The organism is Aeromonas sp. MTB (assembly GCF_056632455.1).
Genome location: NZ_CP147026.1, coordinates 342,773 through 360,761, shown reverse-complemented (window position 1 = coordinate 360,761; position 17,989 = coordinate 342,773). Strand labels below are relative to the sequence as shown.

General features: G+C 59.4%; 21 protein-coding genes and 1 pseudogene. 12 read left to right on the top strand and 10 right to left on the bottom strand.

Features of this window, described 5'->3' with window-relative positions:
- Nucleotides 1–107 precede the first annotated feature (107 nt).
- The 12 genes and pseudogenes from WBR25_RS01740 to WBR25_RS01685 all read left to right on the top strand — a co-directional run bounded on the left by WBR25_RS01740 (nt 108) and on the right by WBR25_RS01685 (nt 11,029).
- A complete protein-coding gene (locus tag WBR25_RS01740; RefSeq protein ID WP_005356646.1) occupies nt 108–488 on the top strand; it encodes a Z-ring associated ZapG family protein in 381 nt (126 codons plus the stop codon).
- An 81-nt stretch (nt 489–569) separates the two neighbouring features.
- Nucleotides 570–1,931, top strand: coding sequence for a Do family serine endopeptidase (locus WBR25_RS01735; protein WP_005336295.1), 1,362 nt, complete (start codon nt 570–572; stop codon nt 1,929–1,931).
- A gap of 109 nt (nt 1,932–2,040) precedes the next feature.
- Nucleotides 2,041–3,165, top strand: a complete 1,125-nt coding sequence (degS, locus tag WBR25_RS01730) for an outer membrane-stress sensor serine endopeptidase DegS (RefSeq protein WP_005336297.1) — start codon at nt 2,041–2,043, stop codon at nt 3,163–3,165.
- Nucleotides 3,166–3,478: 313 nt separating this feature from the next.
- Nucleotides 3,479–3,838 carry a transcriptional regulator gene (locus tag WBR25_RS01725; RefSeq protein ID WP_421321779.1) on the top strand — a complete coding sequence of 120 codons (360 nt, stop codon included), beginning with the start codon at nt 3,479–3,481 and terminating at the stop codon, nt 3,836–3,838.
- 17 nt (nt 3,839–3,855) lie between these two features.
- Complete coding sequence (locus WBR25_RS01720) at nt 3,856–4,221, top strand: SFCGS family glycine-rich protein (protein ID WP_005355141.1); 366 nt, start codon at nt 3,856–3,858, stop codon at nt 4,219–4,221.
- The gene (locus WBR25_RS01715; protein ID WP_201992401.1) at nt 4,221–4,517 is read left to right on the top strand and encodes a DUF4312 family protein; all 297 of its coding nucleotides are present in this window, start codon (nt 4,221–4,223) and stop codon (nt 4,515–4,517) included. The genes WBR25_RS01720 and WBR25_RS01715 overlap by 1 nt, the downstream gene beginning before the upstream one ends.
- 39 nt (nt 4,518–4,556) lie before the next feature.
- A complete protein-coding gene (locus WBR25_RS01710; protein ID WP_005341754.1) occupies nt 4,557–5,333 on the top strand; it encodes a DUF4311 domain-containing protein in 777 nt (258 codons plus the stop codon).
- A gap of 11 nt (nt 5,334–5,344) precedes the next feature.
- Nucleotides 5,345–5,995 carry a DUF4310 family protein gene (locus tag WBR25_RS01705; RefSeq protein WP_005355144.1) on the top strand — a complete coding sequence of 217 codons (651 nt, stop codon included), beginning with the start codon at nt 5,345–5,347 and terminating at the stop codon, nt 5,993–5,995.
- Nucleotides 5,996–6,037: 42 nt separating this feature from the next.
- A pseudogene (locus WBR25_RS01700) lies at nt 6,038–7,178 on the top strand (amidohydrolase/deacetylase family metallohydrolase).
- On the top strand, nt 7,162–8,277 hold the full coding sequence (locus tag WBR25_RS01695; RefSeq protein WP_479749304.1) for a DgaE family pyridoxal phosphate-dependent ammonia lyase: 1,116 nt from the start codon (nt 7,162–7,164) through the stop codon (nt 8,275–8,277). The pseudogene WBR25_RS01700 and the gene WBR25_RS01695 overlap by 17 nt, the downstream one beginning before the upstream one ends.
- Nucleotides 8,277–9,017: a 2-dehydro-3-deoxy-phosphogluconate aldolase gene (gene dagF / locus WBR25_RS01690; protein ID WP_042079669.1), complete on the top strand. Its 741-nt coding sequence runs from the start codon at nt 8,277–8,279 to the stop codon at nt 9,015–9,017. Before WBR25_RS01695 ends, dagF begins: the two co-directional genes overlap by 1 nt.
- A 107-nt stretch (nt 9,018–9,124) precedes the next feature.
- Nucleotides 9,125–11,029 (top strand): BglG family transcription antiterminator, encoded by a 1,905-nt coding sequence (locus WBR25_RS01685; RefSeq protein ID WP_371166868.1) that lies wholly within the window; start codon nt 9,125–9,127, stop codon nt 11,027–11,029.
- 17 nt (nt 11,030–11,046) lie between these two features.
- Here the strand turns inward: WBR25_RS01685 and npr are convergent, their stop codons facing one another.
- The 10 genes from npr to WBR25_RS01635 form a co-directional block, all read right to left on the bottom strand.
- Nucleotides 11,047–11,319, bottom strand: coding sequence for a PTS phosphocarrier protein NPr (gene npr, locus WBR25_RS01680; RefSeq protein WP_005336318.1), 273 nt, complete (start codon nt 11,317–11,319; stop codon nt 11,047–11,049).
- 20 nt (nt 11,320–11,339) lie between these two features.
- A complete protein-coding gene (rapZ, locus tag WBR25_RS01675) occupies nt 11,340–12,206 on the bottom strand; it encodes an RNase adapter RapZ (protein WP_124928328.1) in 867 nt (288 codons plus the stop codon).
- A gap of 45 nt (nt 12,207–12,251) precedes the next feature.
- A complete protein-coding gene (gene ptsN / locus WBR25_RS01670; protein WP_129503140.1) occupies nt 12,252–12,698 on the bottom strand; it encodes a PTS IIA-like nitrogen regulatory protein PtsN in 447 nt (148 codons plus the stop codon).
- Nucleotides 12,699–12,700: 2 nt separating this feature from the next.
- Nucleotides 12,701–12,988: a ribosome hibernation promoting factor gene (gene hpf / locus WBR25_RS01665; RefSeq protein WP_005336323.1), complete on the bottom strand. Its 288-nt coding sequence runs from the start codon at nt 12,986–12,988 to the stop codon at nt 12,701–12,703.
- A 20-nt stretch (nt 12,989–13,008) separates the two neighbouring features.
- The gene (locus WBR25_RS01660; protein ID WP_129503139.1) at nt 13,009–14,448 is read right to left on the bottom strand and encodes an RNA polymerase factor sigma-54; all 1,440 of its coding nucleotides are present in this window, start codon (nt 14,446–14,448) and stop codon (nt 13,009–13,011) included.
- A gap of 65 nt (nt 14,449–14,513) precedes the next feature.
- Nucleotides 14,514–15,239, bottom strand: a complete 726-nt coding sequence (gene lptB, locus WBR25_RS01655) for an LPS export ABC transporter ATP-binding protein (protein ID WP_005336333.1) — start codon at nt 15,237–15,239, stop codon at nt 14,514–14,516.
- A 3-nt stretch (nt 15,240–15,242) separates the two neighbouring features.
- The gene (gene lptA, locus WBR25_RS01650; RefSeq protein WP_335812185.1) at nt 15,243–15,770 is read right to left on the bottom strand and encodes a lipopolysaccharide transport periplasmic protein LptA; all 528 of its coding nucleotides are present in this window, start codon (nt 15,768–15,770) and stop codon (nt 15,243–15,245) included.
- Nucleotides 15,757–16,317, bottom strand: a complete 561-nt coding sequence (gene lptC / locus WBR25_RS01645; RefSeq protein ID WP_005336338.1) for an LPS export ABC transporter periplasmic protein LptC — start codon at nt 16,315–16,317, stop codon at nt 15,757–15,759. The genes lptA and lptC overlap by 14 nt, the downstream gene beginning before the upstream one ends.
- Nucleotides 16,314–16,868, bottom strand: coding sequence for a 3-deoxy-manno-octulosonate-8-phosphatase KdsC (gene kdsC / locus WBR25_RS01640; RefSeq protein ID WP_047438734.1), 555 nt, complete (start codon nt 16,866–16,868; stop codon nt 16,314–16,316). Before kdsC ends, lptC begins: the two co-directional genes overlap by 4 nt.
- Complete coding sequence (locus tag WBR25_RS01635; protein WP_058057518.1) at nt 16,868–17,863, bottom strand: KpsF/GutQ family sugar-phosphate isomerase; 996 nt, start codon at nt 17,861–17,863, stop codon at nt 16,868–16,870. Before WBR25_RS01635 ends, kdsC begins: the two co-directional genes overlap by 1 nt.
- Nucleotides 17,864–17,989 lie beyond the last annotated feature (126 nt).

Here is a 17,989-nt window from a genome sequence, read left to right as displayed (position 1 = left end):
ACAAAATGGTATCACGGCCTCAGGACGCACGGTATAGTGCCATCAAGGCATGGCGGTTATGACGACCGCATAAACCCACTCTGTTTTAGCTGTAACAAGGAGCATCTATGAGTCTGTTAACTGGGATCCTGCTGGCTGTCGCGGCCTTGATTATCGGTATCGTTCTCGGCCGTTTTTCGGTGCGTAGCCGCGATGCTGGCCGTCTGGAACAGGAACTGAAGAAGGCCCACAAGGAGCTCGAGAGTTATCAGGGCCAGATCAACACCCACTTCGCCGACAGTGCCGCCCTGATGGAGCAACTGGCCGAGCAGTATCAGACCCTCTATCGCCACATGGCCGAGCAGAGCAAATTCCTAGCCAAGGCGCAGGAACCGCTGTTCCGCGAGTCATTGGTAGAAGAAGCCCCTGCCAATGTGGCAGAAGAGCCGGGTGTTCCGCCTCGCGACTATGCTGGCGCCTCTTCCGGACTGCTCAAGCAACCAAACTAGTTCCTCGCGGAACTAATTGGCCAGTCCCGTGGTCTGACCTTGACGATTGCAATGCAACTTTTTCTGGGAGCTGTTTTTCATATGCGTAAACCTCTTTCCATGCTCAGTGTGCTAGCCCTCAGTGTCGGTATCGCCATGTCTGCGGCCCCTGCTCAGGCTGCACTGCCTTCCCTGTTAGGTTCAAATCAGGAGATGCCAAGCCTGGCGCCTGTTCTTGAACAGGTCACCCCGGCGGTGGTCAATATCTCGGTTTCTGGCAAAAAAATTACCCGTCAGCGTCTGCCGGAACAGTTCAAGTTCTTCTTCGGCCCCAACATGCCCGATGAACAGGTGAGCGAGCAGCCGTTTCAGGCGCTCGGCTCCGGTGTCATCGTCGATGCCAAGAAGGGTTACGTGATCACCAACGCCCACGTGGTGCACGAGGCGGACGAGATCAAGGTCAATCTGAAGGATGGTCGTGAGTACGCGGCCAAGAAGATCGGTGAAGACAAGCAGTCCGACATCGCCCTGCTGCAAATCAAGGCCGAGGATCTGGTGCAGATCAAGTTTGCCGACTCCGACGAGCTGCGGGTGGGTGACTATGCGCTGGCCATCGGCAACCCGTTTGGGCTGGGTCAGACCGTCACCTCCGGTATCGTCAGCGCACTGGGTCGCAGCGGCCTCAACATCGAGAATCTGGAGAACTTCATCCAGACCGATGCGGCCATCAACTCCGGTAACTCCGGCGGTGCCCTGCTCAACCTGCGTGGCGAGCTGATCGGTATCAACACCGCGATTCTGGGCCCGAACGGCGGCAACATTGGCATCGGCTTTGCCATCCCTTCCAACATGGTGCGGGATCTGACCGAGCAGATCGTCAAGTACGGTGAAGTGCGTCGCGGCCAGCTGGGTATTACCGGCACCGAGCTCACCTCTGACATCGCCAAAACCTTCGGTTACAACAAGAAGGATGGTGCCTTCGTCAATCAGGTCATGCCTGATTCGGCGGCCGACAAGGCGGGCATCAAGGCTGGCGATATCATCGTCAGCATCGATGGCAAACCGGTTCGCTCCTTCGGCGAACTGCGCGCCAAGATTGCCACCATGGGCGCTGGCAAGCAGGTCGAGCTGGGACTGATCCGCGATGGCAAGTCGCAAACTGCCAAAGTGACCCTGAAGCAGGCCGATGACAGCGAAGTACGCGCCAGCGCGCTACATCCGGCACTGGAAGGGGCCAAGCTGAGCACCACTACCGACCCGGTCTCCGGTGTTGCGGTGGCCGATATTGATCCTCGCTCTCCGGCAGCTGCTTCCGGCCTGCAGAAGGGTGACATCATCATCGGGGTCAACCGCCTGCGCATCAACACCCTGGGCGAGCTGACCAAGGCGCTCAAGAACAAGCCTGACGTGCTGGCACTCAACATCCAGCGCGGCGACTCCTCGCTCTATCTGGTGATCCGCTAACGCTCAAGTTGTTCGCCAACCCCTCCATCACCCGCGGTCTTCACCGCGGGTGATTTTTATCCATCGATAGTGTTATTCTCTGCGCGCAGCCTGTACGGATGAGAATGACATGAAAATCCCCCCTTTAGTCAGTTACTTGGGCAAGTCTGTCGGTTTTGGATTGACCGTCGCGGCGCTGCTGTTGCTGCTGTTTCCCCATTTTCGCGGTGGTGCCCAACTGCCCGGCATCATCACCAATGCCCGTGAACTGAGTTTCTCCTATGCCGCCCATCGGGCAGGCCCCGCCGTCGTCAACATCTACACCCGCAGCTTTGCCCCCAATCAGGGCAATCAGGGAGAACTGCGCCCGCAAGGGCTGGGTTCTGGCGTCATCATGAACCAGCGCGGCTATGTACTGACCAACTACCACGTCATCGCCGATGCCGACCAGATCATCGTCGCGTTGCAGGATGGCCGCGTCTTCAGTGCCGAGCTGGTCGGCACCGACCAGCTCACCGACCTCGCCGTGCTCTATATCGAGTCAGACAACCTGCCGGTGATCCCGCAGGATCCCGAGCGACTGCCAGAAGTGGGGGATGTGGTGCTCGCCATCGGCAACCCCTACAACGTCGGCCAGACCATCACCCAGGGCATCATAAGTGCGACCGGCCGTACCGGCCTCTCCAGTATGGGGCCCGACAGCAATGGCCGTCAGGATCTGCTGCAGACCGATGCCGCCATCAACGAGGGCAACTCGGGCGGCGCGCTGGTCAACGGTCGTGGCGATCTGGTGGGTATCAACACCGCCACCTATCACCTCAACGGCAATCAGGAGAGCTACGGCATCAGCTTCGCCATCCCCTACCGGCTGGCCAAACGGATCATGGATGAGCTGATCGCCAACGGCCGGGTGATCCGCGGCTACCTCGGGATCTCCAGTGTCGAGATCAACCCCATAGTCGCGCGGATGATGAACCTCGGCGACCTGCGTGGTCTGGTGGTGGAAAGTCTGGATCCCAACGGCCCGGCGGCCAAAGGCGGCCTGCAGCGAGGGGATGTGCTGCTCAAGATCAACGGAGAGGCCATTAGTGGCGTACGCAGCGCCATGGACAAGATTGTCGAGAGCCGCCCCGGCACCAAGCTGACCATCTCGGTATTCCGCTCCGGCAAGCCGCTGGAAGTGGTGGTCACCATAGAGGAAGACCTGCGCTATCAGCAGAGAACGGCCAGCTCGAGCGCCGCATCGGCCAGCTAGCGTCACTCCTTGTTATGAGAAGGGCGGGAAACCGCCCTTTTCCATATCTACCCTCTCGGCAACGTCTCTACCGTGAGATGACTCACAGTTTCCCGCAACGCTTGCCCTGCCCCTGCCCCCCGATTTGTGCGCTACCGATCACACAAAACCGGTCCCAATAAGCACTCTTTTTGTCTTTTTAGTATCCAAACGCTCACTTCGGGGCCATTTCCTCAGGAATTTCCGCTTCGAATCGGAAAAACACTGCCTCCTCCAGATCGACGCGCAGGCTTAGGGTAACTCCATACCTTCTGCCAGCCTTGGAGAGCAGACATTGCAAACAGAGACTCACGACCAGAACCTGACCCCGAACAGCCCGGAGTTGCTGCGCCAGACCGATCATATCCTCGCGCGCATTTATCCCCTGCTGGCCGAACAGGGCATCATCCCCAACGAGGTGCAACGGCAGATGCTGGCCTCCCATGTCAAAGCCATGGTGTGGCGCTCCCACAGCGGCGAGCCCCTGCCAGAAGTTGACCTCAGCCTGTTTGAAGAGATCTCCCCCCTCTCACTGCGTCTCGCCGAACAGGTCGTCAGCTGGCTGGATCAGCTTGCTTATGAGGAGGCACACCTCTTGTCCGTCCATTTTGAAGTCGCCAAAGAAAACGAACTCAGCTCGGTGCAGAACCCGTAACTCAAGGAGAAATCGATATGACAGCCATCAAACTCGTGATTGGAGACCGTCTCGGCAAGGGTCAGAAAGTGGGCGCAGGCGCGGAAGCTGCCGGGGCCAACGTGACCATCATCCCAGGCATGGCCGCTGACATGAAGCTCGGCGATGTGATGAACAAGGAGCAGGCGGATCTCGGCATCTCCTTCTGCGGCAGCGGCGGCGCAGGGGCCATCACCGCCCAGACCAAATACGGCTACAAGTGCCGTTACGGCATGCGCTCTGTTGAAGAGGGCGTCACCGCCATCAACGAAGGATGCGTGGTGCTGGGCTTCGGTTTCATGGACAAGGAAGAGCTGGGCCAGAAGCTGGTCGAAGCCTTCGCCAAGAAGCACGGACGCGCCTGATGAAAGAGAACTTCACCACCCAGGTCATCGTCAACGGCAAGGGGACGACCCGCCAGCAGGCGTTTGCCTCCGCCCTCAGCCAGGTGCAACCCACACTGCTCAAGGACAACCAGCAGGTACTGCTGCGCATTGAGCCGGTCGATGTACAGGTGCTCAAAGCCGAGGAGTCGGTCCGGGTGGAGAAGTTCCTGTTCTTCTTCCTGCCGCGCCAGCGCTGCGAATACCGCGTCCAGCTGGAGATCACGGTTCAGGTCACCAGTCTGGATGTCGCCAAGGTGACGTTCACCCAGGTGTGATGCCTGCGCAGGCACAACCCCACAAGAAGGATACGTTGGATGTTTCTAATCATTTTTATCAAGTCACTCATCATTGGCGGCCTGGTTGGCGTCGGGGTGGGGGCCGGCGCGGCGCGGATGTTCCACGCCCCGACCGTACAGGGCATGGGTGCCTTCCGCACTCTGGGCGAACTTAACTCCTGCGAGGGGGATCCCGCTTCCCACTTCTCGTTTGGTCTGGGCTTCTTCTTCAACGCCTGGGCCTCGACCGTGGCGGCAGGCGCCTTCACCCAGGATGTGGATCACCGCATCATCCCGCACTGGGCCACGGCGGCACTGCTGTTCAAAAATCGGGATCTCGCCACCACTCTGCACGACCCGAAAAAGATGGCCATCGCCGGCGGCATCATAGGTGCCATCGTGGTTGCCTTCCTCAACAGCACGGCCGCAGCCGTCCCGGCCGCCCTGCAGGTCACTGCGGTCAAGGTGCTGGTACCGGCCGCCAACCTGCTGGTCAACACCGTCATGCCGGTGATCTTCTGGCTGGCCGCCATCGAGGCGGGCAAAAAATCCGGTTTCTGGGCCACCATCTTCGGCGGTCTGGCACAGCTCATCATGGGCAATGCGGTACCGGGCCTAGTGCTCGGCATCCTGATCGGCAAGGGTGTGGAAGAGAGCGGCTGGAACCATGTCACCAAGGTGATGATGGCAGCCATCGTGCTGCTGTTCGTGCTGAGCGGCTTCTTCCGCGGCTTCGACATGAAACTGATTGAATCCTTCCATATGGGTGTCCCCCTGTGGCTGGAAAACGTCCATAACCTGCTGAGCGGCAAATAAGGGGTCACACCATGGATGAGAAACTGAAAAACAACTTCTGGTACGCCGACTGGTCATTCCCTATCTTCGTCGGCCTGCTCTCGGCCGGGGTCTTTGCCGGTACCCACATGTTCTATCTGTACGGGGTTGGAGCCTTCAACGAGGTAGCCTTCGTCGCCATGCTGAAAGCGGGAATGGACACGGGTGCCTACGGCGCAGTAGCCGCGTTCGGTGCCAGCTTCCTGTTCGCCCGCATCATCGAGGGATCCCTGGTGGGGATCCTGGATATCGGCGGCGCTATCCAGACCGGGGTCGGACTGGGCGTTCCCGCCCTGCTGCTGGGAGCCGGCATCGTCTATCCGGTGGAGAACTTCGGTGCCTCGCTGGCAACCGGCATGGGGATTGGTCTGGCCATCGGCTACGTCATCATTCTGGCGCGCAAGTTCACCATCAACCAGAGCAACTCCACTTACGGTGCTGACGTGATGATGGGAGCTGGCAATAGCTCTGGCCGCTTTCTCGGTCCCCTCATCATCCTCTCCGCCATGGGCGCTTCCATCCCCATCGGTATAGGTTCCCTGCTGGGTGCCCTGCTGTTCTACGTGTGGGGCAAGCCCATCACCGGCGGTGCCATTCTGGGGGCCATGCTGCTGGGTACCTTCTTCCCGGTCGCCCTTGTGTAAGTACCAGCCGCCCTGCGGGGCGGCTCGCCAGAGGTTATCAGCATGTACGACATCATCATCAAAGCGGGGCGCCAGGGAGATGGCCAGCTCGTCGATATCGCCATCCGGGAGGGCAAAATCGCCGCCATCGGCTCCCTACCGAAGACGGCAACGGCGCGGCAGACACTGGATCTCGCCGGCCGGGTGCATGTGAGCGCCGGCTGGATCGACGGCCACACCCACTGCTACCCCGCCTCCCCCATCTATCACGATGAGCCGGACAAGGTGGGCGTAGAGTCTGGCGTCACCACCGTCATCGACGCGGGCAGCACCGGAGCCGACGATGTGGATGGCTTCCAGCAGATCGCTGCGGGCTGCAAGACCCGGGTGCATGCCCTGCTCAACATCTCCCGCATCGGTCTGCTACGCCAGAACGAGCTGGCGGATAGCCGGGACCTCGATATGGATCTCGCCTCGGCAGCCATTCGTCGCCACCCCGACTTTATCGTCGGCATCAAGGCGCGGATGAGCGGTAGCGTGGTAGGTGAGAACGGCCTGCAACCGCTGCGCATGGCCAAGGCGCTGCAACAGGCTCACGGCCAGCTGCCGCTGATGGTGCACGTGGGTAACACACCGCCGGATCTGGACGAGATAGTCGCTCTGCTGGGGGATGGCGATCTGCTGACCCACTGCTTCAACGGCAAACCGAACCGCATCCTGACTCCGGCTGGCGAGCTGCGGGTCGCGGTGCGCGAGGCGATGAAACGGGGCCTGTTGCTCGACATCGGCCACGGCGGCGCCAGCTTCAGCTTCGAGGTGGCGGAGCTGGCTATCCGACAGGGGATCCTGCCCCGCACCATCAGCTCCGACATCTACTGCAAGAACCGCATCAAGGGGCCGGTCTACAGTCTGGCTCACGTGATGTCGAAGTTTCTCGCCATCGGCATGACGCTGGAGCAGGTGATCGCCTGCGTCACCCATCAGGCCGCCGATGCCCTGCGCCTTTCCGGCAAGGGGCGGCTCGAGGTGGGCGCCGATGCCGATCTGACCCTGTTCGAGGTCACCAGCGGCCCGACCCTGTTTATGGATACCGAAGCCCAGTCCCGCTGCGGTGACCAACAACTGCAGCCTCTCGCCGCCCTGGTCGGTGGCGAACTGGTTCTGACTCACTATGGGGAAATCACACCATGCCTTCTGTTTATGAGAAATATCAGCTCAAACCTGTGATCAACGCCTCCGGGCGCATGACCATTCTCGGCGTCTCCACCCCCGAGCAGGAGGTGGTCGATGCGGTCAATTTTGGCCTGGGCCACTACTTCGAGGTGAAGGATCTGGTCAACAAGACCGGCGCCTATCTGGCTGGTTTACTGGATGTGGAAGATGCGGTGGTGGTCTCCTGTGCCAGCGCCGGCATCGCCCAGTCAGTCGCCGCCATGATAGTGCGCGGCGATCCCTACCGCCTCGAGCAACTGCATGCCCACCCTCATGACGTGCCGAGCGAAATCGTGCTGCCCAAGGGGCACAGCGTCAACTTTGGCGCCCCCGTCGGTACCATGGTCAATCTGGGTGGCGGCAAGGTAGTGGAAGCCGGTTACGCCAACGAGTGCTCCCCCGCCCAACTGGCCGCTGCCATCAATGCCAACACAGCAGCCATCCTCTATATCAAGTCCCACCACTGCGTGCAGAAGAGCATTCTGTCGGTGGCCGAGGCCGCCGAGGTCGCCAAGGCCCACGGGCTCCCGCTCATTGTCGATGCGGCTGCCGAAGAGGATCTGCGCCTCTACTACAACCAGGGTGCTGACCTGGTCATCTACAGCGGCGCCAAGGCCATTGAAGGGCCCACCAGCGGGCTGGTGCTCGGCAAGCGTCAGTACGTAGAGTGGGTCAAACAGCAGGCCAATGGCATCGGTCGCGCCATGAAGGTGGGCAAGGAGGGTATCCTCGGCCTGACCCACGCCATCGAGCGCTATCTGGCCAAAGAGAAAGAGAGCGGCGCCGCCATGGTCGCCAAGATGAGCCCCTTCATCGAGCGCCTCAACCAGCTGCCCGGCGTCACCGCCAAGGTGGCATGGGACAGCGCAGGACGCGACATTGCCCGCACCGATATCGCCTTCGACCACCAGCAGATCGGCATGACCACAGTGCAGGTCGTCACCCGTCTGCAACAGGGCACGCCTGCCATCTACTGCCGCGGCTACAAGGCCAACGAGGGGCACATCGAGATCGATGTGCGCAGCGTCTCCGTGCCCCAGCTCGACCAAATCCACTCTGCCATTGCCAACCTCGTTCAGGAGAATCGCTGATGTCCCTTACCCCCAACTACTACCGTGATCGGGTCTGTCTCAACGTGCTGGCTGGTTCCAAAGAGAATGCCGTCGAGGTGTACGACGCAGCCGAAGGCCACGTGCTGGTCGGTGTGCTCTCCAAAAACTACCCGGATATTCCCTCCGCAGTTGCCGATATGAAGGAGTACGCCAAGCTTATCGACAACGCACTCTCCATCGGACTGGGCGCTGGCGATCCACGCCAGTCCGCCATGGTGGCCGAGCTGGCCTGCCAACTGCAGCCCCAGCACGTCAACCAGGTGTTCACCGGTGTCGGCGCCAGCAGGGCGCTGCTCGGTCAGTCACAAACGCTGGTCAACGGCCTGATCTCCCCCACCGGCATGCCGGGCATGGTGAAGATCTCCACCGGTCCACTCAGCGCCGGGCAGCCGGATGGCATCGTGCCCATCGATACCGCCATTGCCCTGCTCAAGGACATGGGCGGCAGCTCGGTCAAGTTCTTCCCCATGGGCGGGCTGGCCTGCCGCGACGAGTATCAGGCAGTAGCCGAGGCTTGTGCCCGCAACAACTTCTGGCTGGAGCCCACCGGTGGCATCGATCTGGAGAACTTCGAGGAGATAGTGCGGATTGCGCTGGACGCCGGAGTCGAGAAGGTGATCCCGCACGTCTACAGCTCCATCATCGACAGCGCGAGCGGGCACACTCGCCCCGAGGATGTGCGGACTCTGCTGGCCATAGTGAAACGACTGTTGGCCTGATGGCAGTCACGGGCGCCGGTTCAATCACTGACCGGTGCCTGGCTTGTTGATGACCCACTTGTTAACATCGACCCTTTATCTCGCAACAGGAGTCTTGCATACCCCCTATGATCAAGCTGCCACACCCCAGGCTCCATCAACTGCTGCTCCAGCTCCACGCCGAACCGCTGCCACAGGAGGAGCTGGCTCGCCGCCTCAATGTCTCCACCCGCACGGTGCGCACCGATGTGGCGACCCTCAACGAACTGATTGCCACGCACGGCGCTCACCTGATCCACCAGCGTGGCAGCGGCTACCAGCTGAAAATCTACAATCAGGGACTGTTCGAGGCTCTGCTGGCGGCCCAGGGTCAGGATAGCGGCCTGCCACGCACCAGCCGGGAGCGGGTGCTGCACCTGCAGATCCTGCTATTGACGGCAGAGCAGGGGATCAAGCTCGATGAGCTGGCTGATACCTGGTATCTGAGCCGGGCGGCACTGCAGGGGGATATGACGGAAGTCCGCGAGCAGCTCAGCCACTTCAGGCTCAGCGTTGAGAGCAAACCCCGCCTGGGGATGCGCATTCAGGGGGAGGAGACGGCGATCCGGGCCTGCCTGACCCAGCTGCTCTATCAGGAGTTGCTGCACAACAACCAGTTGCAAACCCTGCTACCCAACCTCTGCCCCAGCAAGACGATGGAGGTAGTGGGCAATCACATCCATGCCCAGCTTGCCCGACATCAGCTGCGTCTCGCTGACGAGAGCTTGCAGCAGCTCACCATCTACTGCGCCGTTGCCCTGCTGCGTCAGGCATCCGGTCACGAGTTGCGCCACTTCGCCAGCGAGGATCTGACTCTGCCGCTGCTGGCAGTATCTCGCGATATATATGCGGTATTGCCAACCTTGACGCCCCCCGTAGAGGACGAGATCGCCGGTCTCGCCATCCAGATCCAGGCGCGCCTGATTGCCGATACTCCCCAGCTCAGCCCGGCAATGGCCGCCGAGAGCGAACAGCTGGTTGAGCATCTGCTGACCTACATTCATCAACACTACCCTTACGACCTGCGAGGCGACCAACAGCTGCGGGCCGACCTGCAAACCCATATCAGCGCCATGCTGCTACGGGTCAAATACCAGATTGGCAACCACAACCCGCTGGCCGATCACATCAAGCAGTACTACCCCCTCGCCTACGACATCACGCTGGCGGCCATTTCGGAGTGGATCAAGCAGACCCCCTACCGACTGACCCACCACGAGATCGGCTATCTGGTGATCCATATCGGGGTCGGGCTGGAGCGCCATTACGATATCGGCTATACCCGCCGCCCGCAGGCGCTATTGCTTTGCGATGCGGGCAACGCCACCTTCCGGGTGCTGGAAGCACGTATCAAGCGAGAGTATCCCCAGTTGCAGCTGACCACACTTGAATCGGTGCGGGATTACGAAGGTCTAGTGCAGATCGCGCAGGACTTTGTCATCAGTACCGTCAAGGTGAACGAAAAAAACGCCCCCGTGGTACTCGTTGCCCCCTTCCCGACCCAATACCAGCTGGAGCAGCTTGGCAAGCTGGTGCTGATCGACCGCACCCGCCCCTACATGCTCGACAAATATTTCGATGCCGACCACTTCATGGTGGTCAAAGAACCCCTTACCCAGGCCGAACTGTTTGCCCGTATCTGTGATCAGCTGGAGGCGGAAGATCTGGTGGAGAGCGGCTTCAGAGCCTCACTGCAGGAGCGGGAGCGGATCGTCTCCACCATGCTGGGAGAAGGGATCGCCCTGCCCCACTCTCTCGGTCTGCTGGCGCGCCGCACTCTGGTGTACACCGTACTGGCACCGCAGGGGATCGACTGGGGCAACGGGGAAATCGCGACGCTCATCTTCGTGCTGGCCATCAGCAAAGCCGATTACGAGGAGGCGATGGGTCTCTACGACCTGTTTCTGGCACTGATGAACGAAAAAGCCAGCAGGAATCTGCTGGCTTGTCGCGATTTTGCCAGCTTCAAAGCGCTGGCGCGTACCGGTTCATAACATATAACGAGGAGTGACTACTCCTCATTGAAGCCGGAGGTGAACAGCTCCACCACGGCGGCCAGGGCCTCGACCTCTTCGGGGCCCTCAACCTGTACTTCCACCTGCCGCCCTTGCGCGGAATCCAGCATCAGCAGGCCGATGATGCTGTCAGCATCGGCCTCCACACCATCTTCATTGCGCAGCAGCACGTGAGCATCGAAACCCTGCACCAGCTCGAACAGCATCATGGCTGGTCTGGCATGAATACCCAGCTTGTTTTTCACTTCAACCGAGGCGGAAACAGTCATCGGGTCGTCCTATTGGTCCGTCAGGATTGGGGGGCACTCTTGTCTAGAGTGCGGTGGCGGATCTGCACGTTCTTGCCAAGCAAACGGAATGCACTGGCCAGTCGCTCTGCAATAAAGACCGAGCGGTGCTGACCGCCGGTGCAACCGATGCCGACCGTGAGGTAGCTGCGATTGTTGCGCTCCAGATGGGGCAACCAGGTCACCAGCATGTTCTCGATCTGCTGGGTAAACAGCATCACGTCAGCCTGCGCCGAGAGGTAGTTGGCGACCGGCTCATCCTTGCCGGTGAAGGGCTTGAGCTCGGGGATCCAGTGTGGATTGGGCAGGAAGCGAGCATCGAACACGAAGTCGGCATCCTTGGGAATGCCATACTTGAAGCCGAACGACTCGAACACCAGCACCAGCTCGTTCTCTTTCTTGCCGAGTACCCGGGTCTTGATGAGCTCGCTCAGGTCGTGAATGCTGAGGGTGGTGGTGTCGATGCGCAGGTCAGCGGTCGAGGAGAGTGGCGCCAGCAGGTGGGTCTCCTGACGTATTGCCTCATCCAGCGACAGCTTGTTGCGTGAGAGGGGGTGCAAGCGGCGGCTCTCGCCATAGCGCTTGAGCAGAGTGCCATTGTCAGCGTCGAAGAAAAAGCTGGAGAACTCTACCCGCCCCTCATTGCGCACCTGTGCCAGCAGATTTTCCAGTTTCTCCGGATCGCTCGGCAGGTTGCGCACATCGATGCTGACCGCCAGTTTGTCATACTGGCTCTCCACCGACACAATCAGCTGGGGCAGCAGATTGACCGGCAGGTTGTCCACACAGTAGTAACCCAGATCTTCCAGCACTCGCAGGGCTACCGTTTTACCGGAGCCCGAACGTCCACTTACCACGATTAACTGCATCTTGTTCCCTCACGCCAAAACGGGTGTCTCATCCTTGGCCTGCTGTCAGGCCGAGATCATGATCTGATAGAGCTCTTCGTCGCTGGTTGCCTGACGCAACTGGCGGCAAACCGCCTTGTCACCCAGCTTGGAAGCCATCAGAGAAAGGGTCTTGAGATGCTGCTTGCACTCGCTTTCCGGCACCAGCAAGGCAAACAGCAGGTCAACCGGTTGATTGTCGATGGAGTCGAAAGGAATAGGGTCGGCAAAGGTCATCAGGATCGCGGTTGGCGGGAACTCATCGTCAATGCGACCGTGGGGGATTGCAATACCGGCACCGATCCCAGTACTACCCATTTTTTCGCGGGCCAGCAAGCATTCGAACAGCGCCTGGCGGGAGGTGCCAAGGCGCTCGGCGGCCAGCTCGCTGATGATTTCGAGGGCGCGTTTCTTGCTGGTACAAGGGACTGCACTCTTGGTGCAGTCCCGACTCAGTATGTGTTCAAGTTGCATGGTTATTTTTTATTTAACTTATCTTTGTGCTTGATGATCTGCCTGTCCAGCTTGTCGAGCAAGGTGTCTATCGCAGCATACATATCGGCATGTTCAGAGTTGGCAAACACTTCGCCACCGCTGACGTGCAATTTGGCTTCCGCTATCTGGTTCAGTTTTTCCACGCTAAGCACCACATGAACATTGTTGATGTGGTCGAAGTGACGCTCGAGTTTGGCAAATTTGTTATTCACATAATCACGCAGAGCTTCGGTGATCTCGACATGGTGTCCGGTCAGGTTAATTTGCATAACATCATCCTTTTGTTTGCCTAAACCAGGCGTTTGCGCTGATTGGAAGGTGGGATAAACAAGGATTCGCGATACTTAGCGATCGTGCGTCTCGCCACCATAATACCCTGTTCGGCCAGCAAATCCGCGATCTTGCTATCACTTAACGGCTTGGCAGGATTCTCTGCCGTGACCAGCTTCTTGATGAGCGCGCGAATTGCGGTCGATGAGCACTCTCCTCCTCCTTCGGTGTTCACATGGCTGGAGAAAAAAAACTTCAATTCGAAGATACCACGGGGGGTATGCATGTACTTCTGGGTCGTCACCCGGGAGATGGTCGACTCATGCATCTCTACCGCTTCGGCGATGTCATTGAGCACCATCGGCTTCATCGCCTCTTCACCATACTCGAAAAAGCCCTGTTGCTGCTCGACAATGCAACTGGCCACTTTCAGCAGGGTGTCATTGCGACTTTCCAGGCTCTTGATGAACCACTTGGCTTCCTGCAAATGGGAGCGGATAAACTGGGTGTCGGTGCTGCTGCGGGCGTTGCGGGCCATGGCGGCATAGGTCTCGTTGACCCGGATGCGGGGGGCAGAGTCGGGATTGAGCTCGACCACCCACTTGCTGCCCTTCTTGACCACGGAGACGTCGGGGATCACGTACTGGGAGTCGCTCTGGATGATGCCATTGCCGGGGCGCGGCTCCAGCAGCTGGATCAGATCCAGCACCTCCTTGAGGTCGCTCTCTTTGAGTTTTGTCTTGCGGGCGAGGGTGCGGTAATCCCGGTTGCCGAGCAGCTCCATGTGCTCGAGGATCACCTCCTTGGCCTCGTTGAGCCAGGGGGTCTGCGGGTCATACTGATCCAGCTGGATCAGCAAACACTCCTGCACAGAACGGGCAGCAATGCCGACCGGATCGAAGTGCTGCACCCGCTTGAGTACCGCCTCGACCTCATCGAGTTCCACCTCTACGTCATCGCTGGTGACGGCAGCCTGAATATCCTCCAGCGCAACGGTCAGATAACCGGATTCGTCGATGGCATCGATGATGGCGAGCGCGATGGCGGCATCCACATCGCTGAACGGTGTGAGCCGCATCTGCCACAACAGATAATCCTGCAGGTTTTCGGTGGTCTCTCCCTGATAGACGCTATCTTCCCCATCGTGGATGGGGCCCGCGCTCTGGGCGGTGCCGGCAGAGTAAACCTCGTCCCAGGTGGTATCCACCGGCAACTCATCCGGCATCTGCTCTTGGGCCATGGCATCGCTGGAATCCAGCTGGCTGGCATCGACCGGCGCTTCCGGACTGGTCTCTTGCGTCTCGCTCTCTTCCTGCTCCAGCAGAGGGTTGTTTTCGAGCGCTTGCTGAATTTCCTGCTGAAGTTCCAGAGTGGAGAGCTGGAGCAGACGAATCGCTTGTTGTAATTGCGGCGTCATGGTCAGGGACTGACCGAGACGCAACTGTAATGTCGGCTTCATCTACGTCGGGATATCCTTATGTTCAGCGAGGCACTCGTCAAAGGAAATGAAGGCATGCCCCCTTACTATAGACTGAATTGATCGCCCAAATAGACGCGCTTGACCTGCTCATCGGCAAGGATGTCAGCCGGTGCACCTTCGGCAATCATCTTGCCGTGGCTGACGATATAGGCCTTCTCACATACGTCCAGAGTCTCTCTGACGTTGTGGTCGGTAATCAAGACGCCAAGGCCTCTATCTTTCAGATGCTGAATGATCTTCTTGATGTCTATCACAGAAATCGGGTCAACCCCTGCAAAGGGTTCATCCAGCAGAATAAAACGCGGCTCGGCCGCCAGCGCACGGGCGATCTCGACCCGACGGCGCTCACCGCCGGAGAGGCTCTGACCCAGGTTGTCGCGAATGTGGGTGATATTGAACTCTTCCAGCAGTTGCTGAACCTTGTCCTCACGCTCCTCACGGCTCAACCCTTTGCGGGTCTGCATCACCCCCATCAGGTTGTCGAACACCGACAGGCGACGGAAAATGGAGGCCTCCTGCGGCAGGTAACCGATACCGTTGCGGGCCCGCACATGCATGGGCTGCAGGCTGATGTCCTGATCGTCGATGGTGATGAGACCGGCATCGCGCTGTACCAGCCCCACGATCATGTAGAAGGAGGTGGTCTTGCCCGCCCCGTTGGGGCCGAGCAGGCCGACAATCTGGCCAGTGCCCACTTCAAGGCTGACGTCACTTACCACCATGCGGCGCTTGTAGCTCTTCTGCAGGCCCACTGCTTTTAACACTGCCATGGCTTATTTTTCCTGCTTCTTCTGGTCGGCGGGCTTGTCGAAATTCTCTACCTGATCCGGCAGGAACACGGTTTTGACCCGCTGGCTCGGGCTCTTGCTCTCGGCGATCATCTTCTGTTTGACGATGTCGTAGCGGATCAGATCGCCATTGACCTGGCTATCTTCCTGCTTGAGCTGACCGTTGCCGGTGATGGTCACCAGCCGGTTCTTCAGCTCGTAGCGGATAGTGTTGCCGTGGGCATTGACCGGCTTGCCGTTATCCAGGATCTGGAAGAAGGTGGCGGGCTTGCCGTAGGCAGTCATCACCTCGGCCCCTTTCTCGCCGGAACGGGTCACTACCACCTTGTCAGCCTTGATCCGGATGGTGCCCTGATTGATGGTGACATCCTCTTCGAAGGTGATGCGGTTGTCCTGCATCTCGGCCACCTGTTTGACGGCATCGACGTAGACCTTCTCGGCAAAGTCGGACTCTTTGGCTGTCACCGCACCACACAACAACAGGGCTGCGAGGGCCAGATTAGCGTTTTTCATTGAAATAGATGGCATGGCCTTGATCCAGTAACTCAAAATATTTGCGGTCCAGATGGCCCTTGAGGCCAACCCCTTGGGTCTGGAAATCCCGACCCAGAATGTTCACTTCCCGGTTGCTGCGCACATCCTGTGTCACCAGATCCAGCTCCAGATAGGGGGTATCCAGTGTGGAGATGAAAGAGGTGGGCAGCAGACCATCCAGATGCACCTTGTCCCGCAGGATGACGTTGTCGCCGGTGTTGAGCACGCCGGTTTCGGCGGTCACCTTCCACTCGGCGGCACCCTGATCGTCATACATGTAGACCACCGGCTTGTCGAAGGTGGCCTGCTCGAGGATTTGATAATACTCGGCGTAGGTCGACTCCAGCCGCTCGGTGCGCTTGCCGTTGATATCAAAACGGGTGGTCACCAGATCTTTGGCGACAAAATCCGGCTGATAGTTTTCGATTTTGACGGCGCTCTCAGGCACCAGCTCAACCTTGCCCAACTGCCAGGCAACCAGCGCGACCAGAAACAGCAGGGCAAACAACAGGGTCTGTCTGCTCATACCGAGGCCTCGGGCTGATAATCGTCGTGGCCCTGCGCCTGCAAAATGAGGTCACACACCTCGCGCACCGCGCCCATGCCACCGCCAAGCCGAGTCACCATATCGGCACGGCTCAGCACCAGCGGATGGGCATCGGCCACCGCGATACCCAAGCCACAGGCGGCCATCACCGGCAGATCGATGGTGTCATCGCCCATATAGGCGGCCTGTTCAGCAGTCAGCCCCAGCTTGGCCAGCAGCGCTTCGAAGTGAGGCAGCTTTTTATCAGCCCCCTGCACCACATGAGCCACCCCCAGGCTTTTCATCCGATCGCTGACGATACGGGAGTTGCGCCCGGTGATGATGGCGATCTCGATCCCGGCATTGAGCAGTGCTCGCATGCCCGCACCATCGCGGGTGCAGAAGGTTTTCAGCTCTTCGCCGTTGTTTCCCATGTAGATGAGGCCGTTGGAGAGCACCCCGTCCACATCGCACACCAGCAGGCGGATTTGCGCCGCCTTGTCGAACTGGCTGCGCGTCACCGGACCATAGAGGGTCGGTACGTTTTGCATCAAATGACTCCGGCTTTCAGCAGGTCGTGCATGTTGAAGGCGCCGAGCGGGCGTTTCTCTTCATCCACTACCAGTAATCCGTTGATTTTTCTCGTTTCCATCAGCTTGACCGCTTCCGCAGCCATCATCTCTGGACCTACGGTAACACAGTTGGCCGTCATCACACGGCTGATGGGGGTGTGATGGATATCGATCTGCTGGTCAAGAATGCGGCGTAGATCGCCATCGGTAAAGAGCCCGGCCAGCAGGCCATTGCCATCGACCACAGCCGTCATACCGAGCCCCTTGCGGCTCACTTCCAGCAGCGCCTGGCTGATGGTGGCATCTATCCCCACCCGGGGCAACAGCTCGCCGCTGTGCATCAGATCGCCGACCCGCAGCAACAGACGCTTGCCGAGCGACCCGCCCGGGTGAGAGAGGGCGAAGTCATCGGCGGTAAAACCACGCGCTTCCAGCAGGGCGACCGCTAGGGCATCGCCCATCACCAGGGTTGCCGTGGTGCTGGAAGTGGGTGCCAGACCCAGCGGGCAGGCCTCTTTCTCCACCTTGATACACAGGTGCACGTTGGCCTCTTTGGCCATGGTGGAGGCCGGATTACCGGTCATGCAGATGAGCGGAATGCCGCGGCGCTTGAGTACCGGCAGCAGGGCCAGGATTTCGTCGCTCTCGCCGGAGTTGGAGATAGCGATGATAAGGTCGCCACTGGAGATCATCCCCAGATCGCCGTGACTCGCTTCTCCCGGGTGAAGGAAGAAGGCCGGTGTGCCGGTGCTGGCGAGGGTGGCGGCGATCTTGCTGCCGATATGGCCCGATTTGCCCATGCCGGTGACCACTATCTTGCCACCGCAGCGCAGCACCATTTCGCACGCCTTGTCGAAGGCGTCATTCAGATACTGATAGAGTCCATCAATGGCTTGCTTTTCTGTGTCCAGCACCGCGCGGGCACTGCGACGAAAATCGAACAGTTCAGACACTTTCTCAGGCTTTACAGACATAAAGACACAGCTCCGGGCCGAAATTAGCTGCGGGATTATAAAAAAGTCTGCCCGGATAAGCGAATCGGATGGCAAGTCCCGCTCTCAATGACGCACTTTGTTACAGAAAACTGTCGTGCAAATGGG

Coding starts and splice junctions, on each gene's coding strand:
- ptsN (WP_129503140.1), bottom strand. CDS start 12,698: ATGCAACTTGAACACATACTGAGTCGGGACTGCACCAAGAGTGCAGTC.
- WBR25_RS01660 (WP_129503139.1), bottom strand. CDS start 14,448: ATGAAGCCGACATTACAGTTGCGTCTCGGTCAGTCCCTGACCATGACG.
- WBR25_RS01685 (WP_371166868.1), top strand. CDS start 9,125: ATGATCAAGCTGCCACACCCCAGGCTCCATCAACTGCTGCTCCAGCTC.
- rapZ (WP_124928328.1), bottom strand. CDS start 12,206: ATGCAGTTAATCGTGGTAAGTGGACGTTCGGGCTCCGGTAAAACGGTA.
- lptC (WP_005336338.1), bottom strand. CDS start 16,317: ATGAGCAGACAGACCCTGTTGTTTGCCCTGCTGTTTCTGGTCGCGCTG.
- npr (WP_005336318.1), bottom strand. CDS start 11,319: ATGACTGTTTCCGCCTCGGTTGAAGTGAAAAACAAGCTGGGTATTCAT.
- WBR25_RS01710 (WP_005341754.1), top strand. CDS start 4,557: ATGTTTCTAATCATTTTTATCAAGTCACTCATCATTGGCGGCCTGGTT.
- dagF (WP_042079669.1), top strand. CDS start 8,277: ATGTCCCTTACCCCCAACTACTACCGTGATCGGGTCTGTCTCAACGTG.
- hpf (WP_005336323.1), bottom strand. CDS start 12,988: ATGCAAATTAACCTGACCGGACACCATGTCGAGATCACCGAAGCTCTG.
- WBR25_RS01695 (WP_479749304.1), top strand. CDS start 7,162: ATGCCTTCTGTTTATGAGAAATATCAGCTCAAACCTGTGATCAACGCC.
- WBR25_RS01705 (WP_005355144.1), top strand. CDS start 5,345: ATGGATGAGAAACTGAAAAACAACTTCTGGTACGCCGACTGGTCATTC.
- WBR25_RS01720 (WP_005355141.1), top strand. CDS start 3,856: ATGACAGCCATCAAACTCGTGATTGGAGACCGTCTCGGCAAGGGTCAG.
- kdsC (WP_047438734.1), bottom strand. CDS start 16,868: ATGCAAAACGTACCGACCCTCTATGGTCCGGTGACGCGCAGCCAGTTC.
- WBR25_RS01735 (WP_005336295.1), top strand. CDS start 570: ATGCGTAAACCTCTTTCCATGCTCAGTGTGCTAGCCCTCAGTGTCGGT.
- degS (WP_005336297.1), top strand. CDS start 2,041: ATGAAAATCCCCCCTTTAGTCAGTTACTTGGGCAAGTCTGTCGGTTTT.
- WBR25_RS01635 (WP_058057518.1), bottom strand. CDS start 17,863: ATGTCTGTAAAGCCTGAGAAAGTGTCTGAACTGTTCGATTTTCGTCGC.
- lptB (WP_005336333.1), bottom strand. CDS start 15,239: ATGGCAGTGTTAAAAGCAGTGGGCCTGCAGAAGAGCTACAAGCGCCGC.
- lptA (WP_335812185.1), bottom strand. CDS start 15,770: ATGAAAAACGCTAATCTGGCCCTCGCAGCCCTGTTGTTGTGTGGTGCG.
- WBR25_RS01715 (WP_201992401.1), top strand. CDS start 4,221: ATGAAAGAGAACTTCACCACCCAGGTCATCGTCAACGGCAAGGGGACG.
- WBR25_RS01740 (WP_005356646.1), top strand. CDS start 108: ATGAGTCTGTTAACTGGGATCCTGCTGGCTGTCGCGGCCTTGATTATC.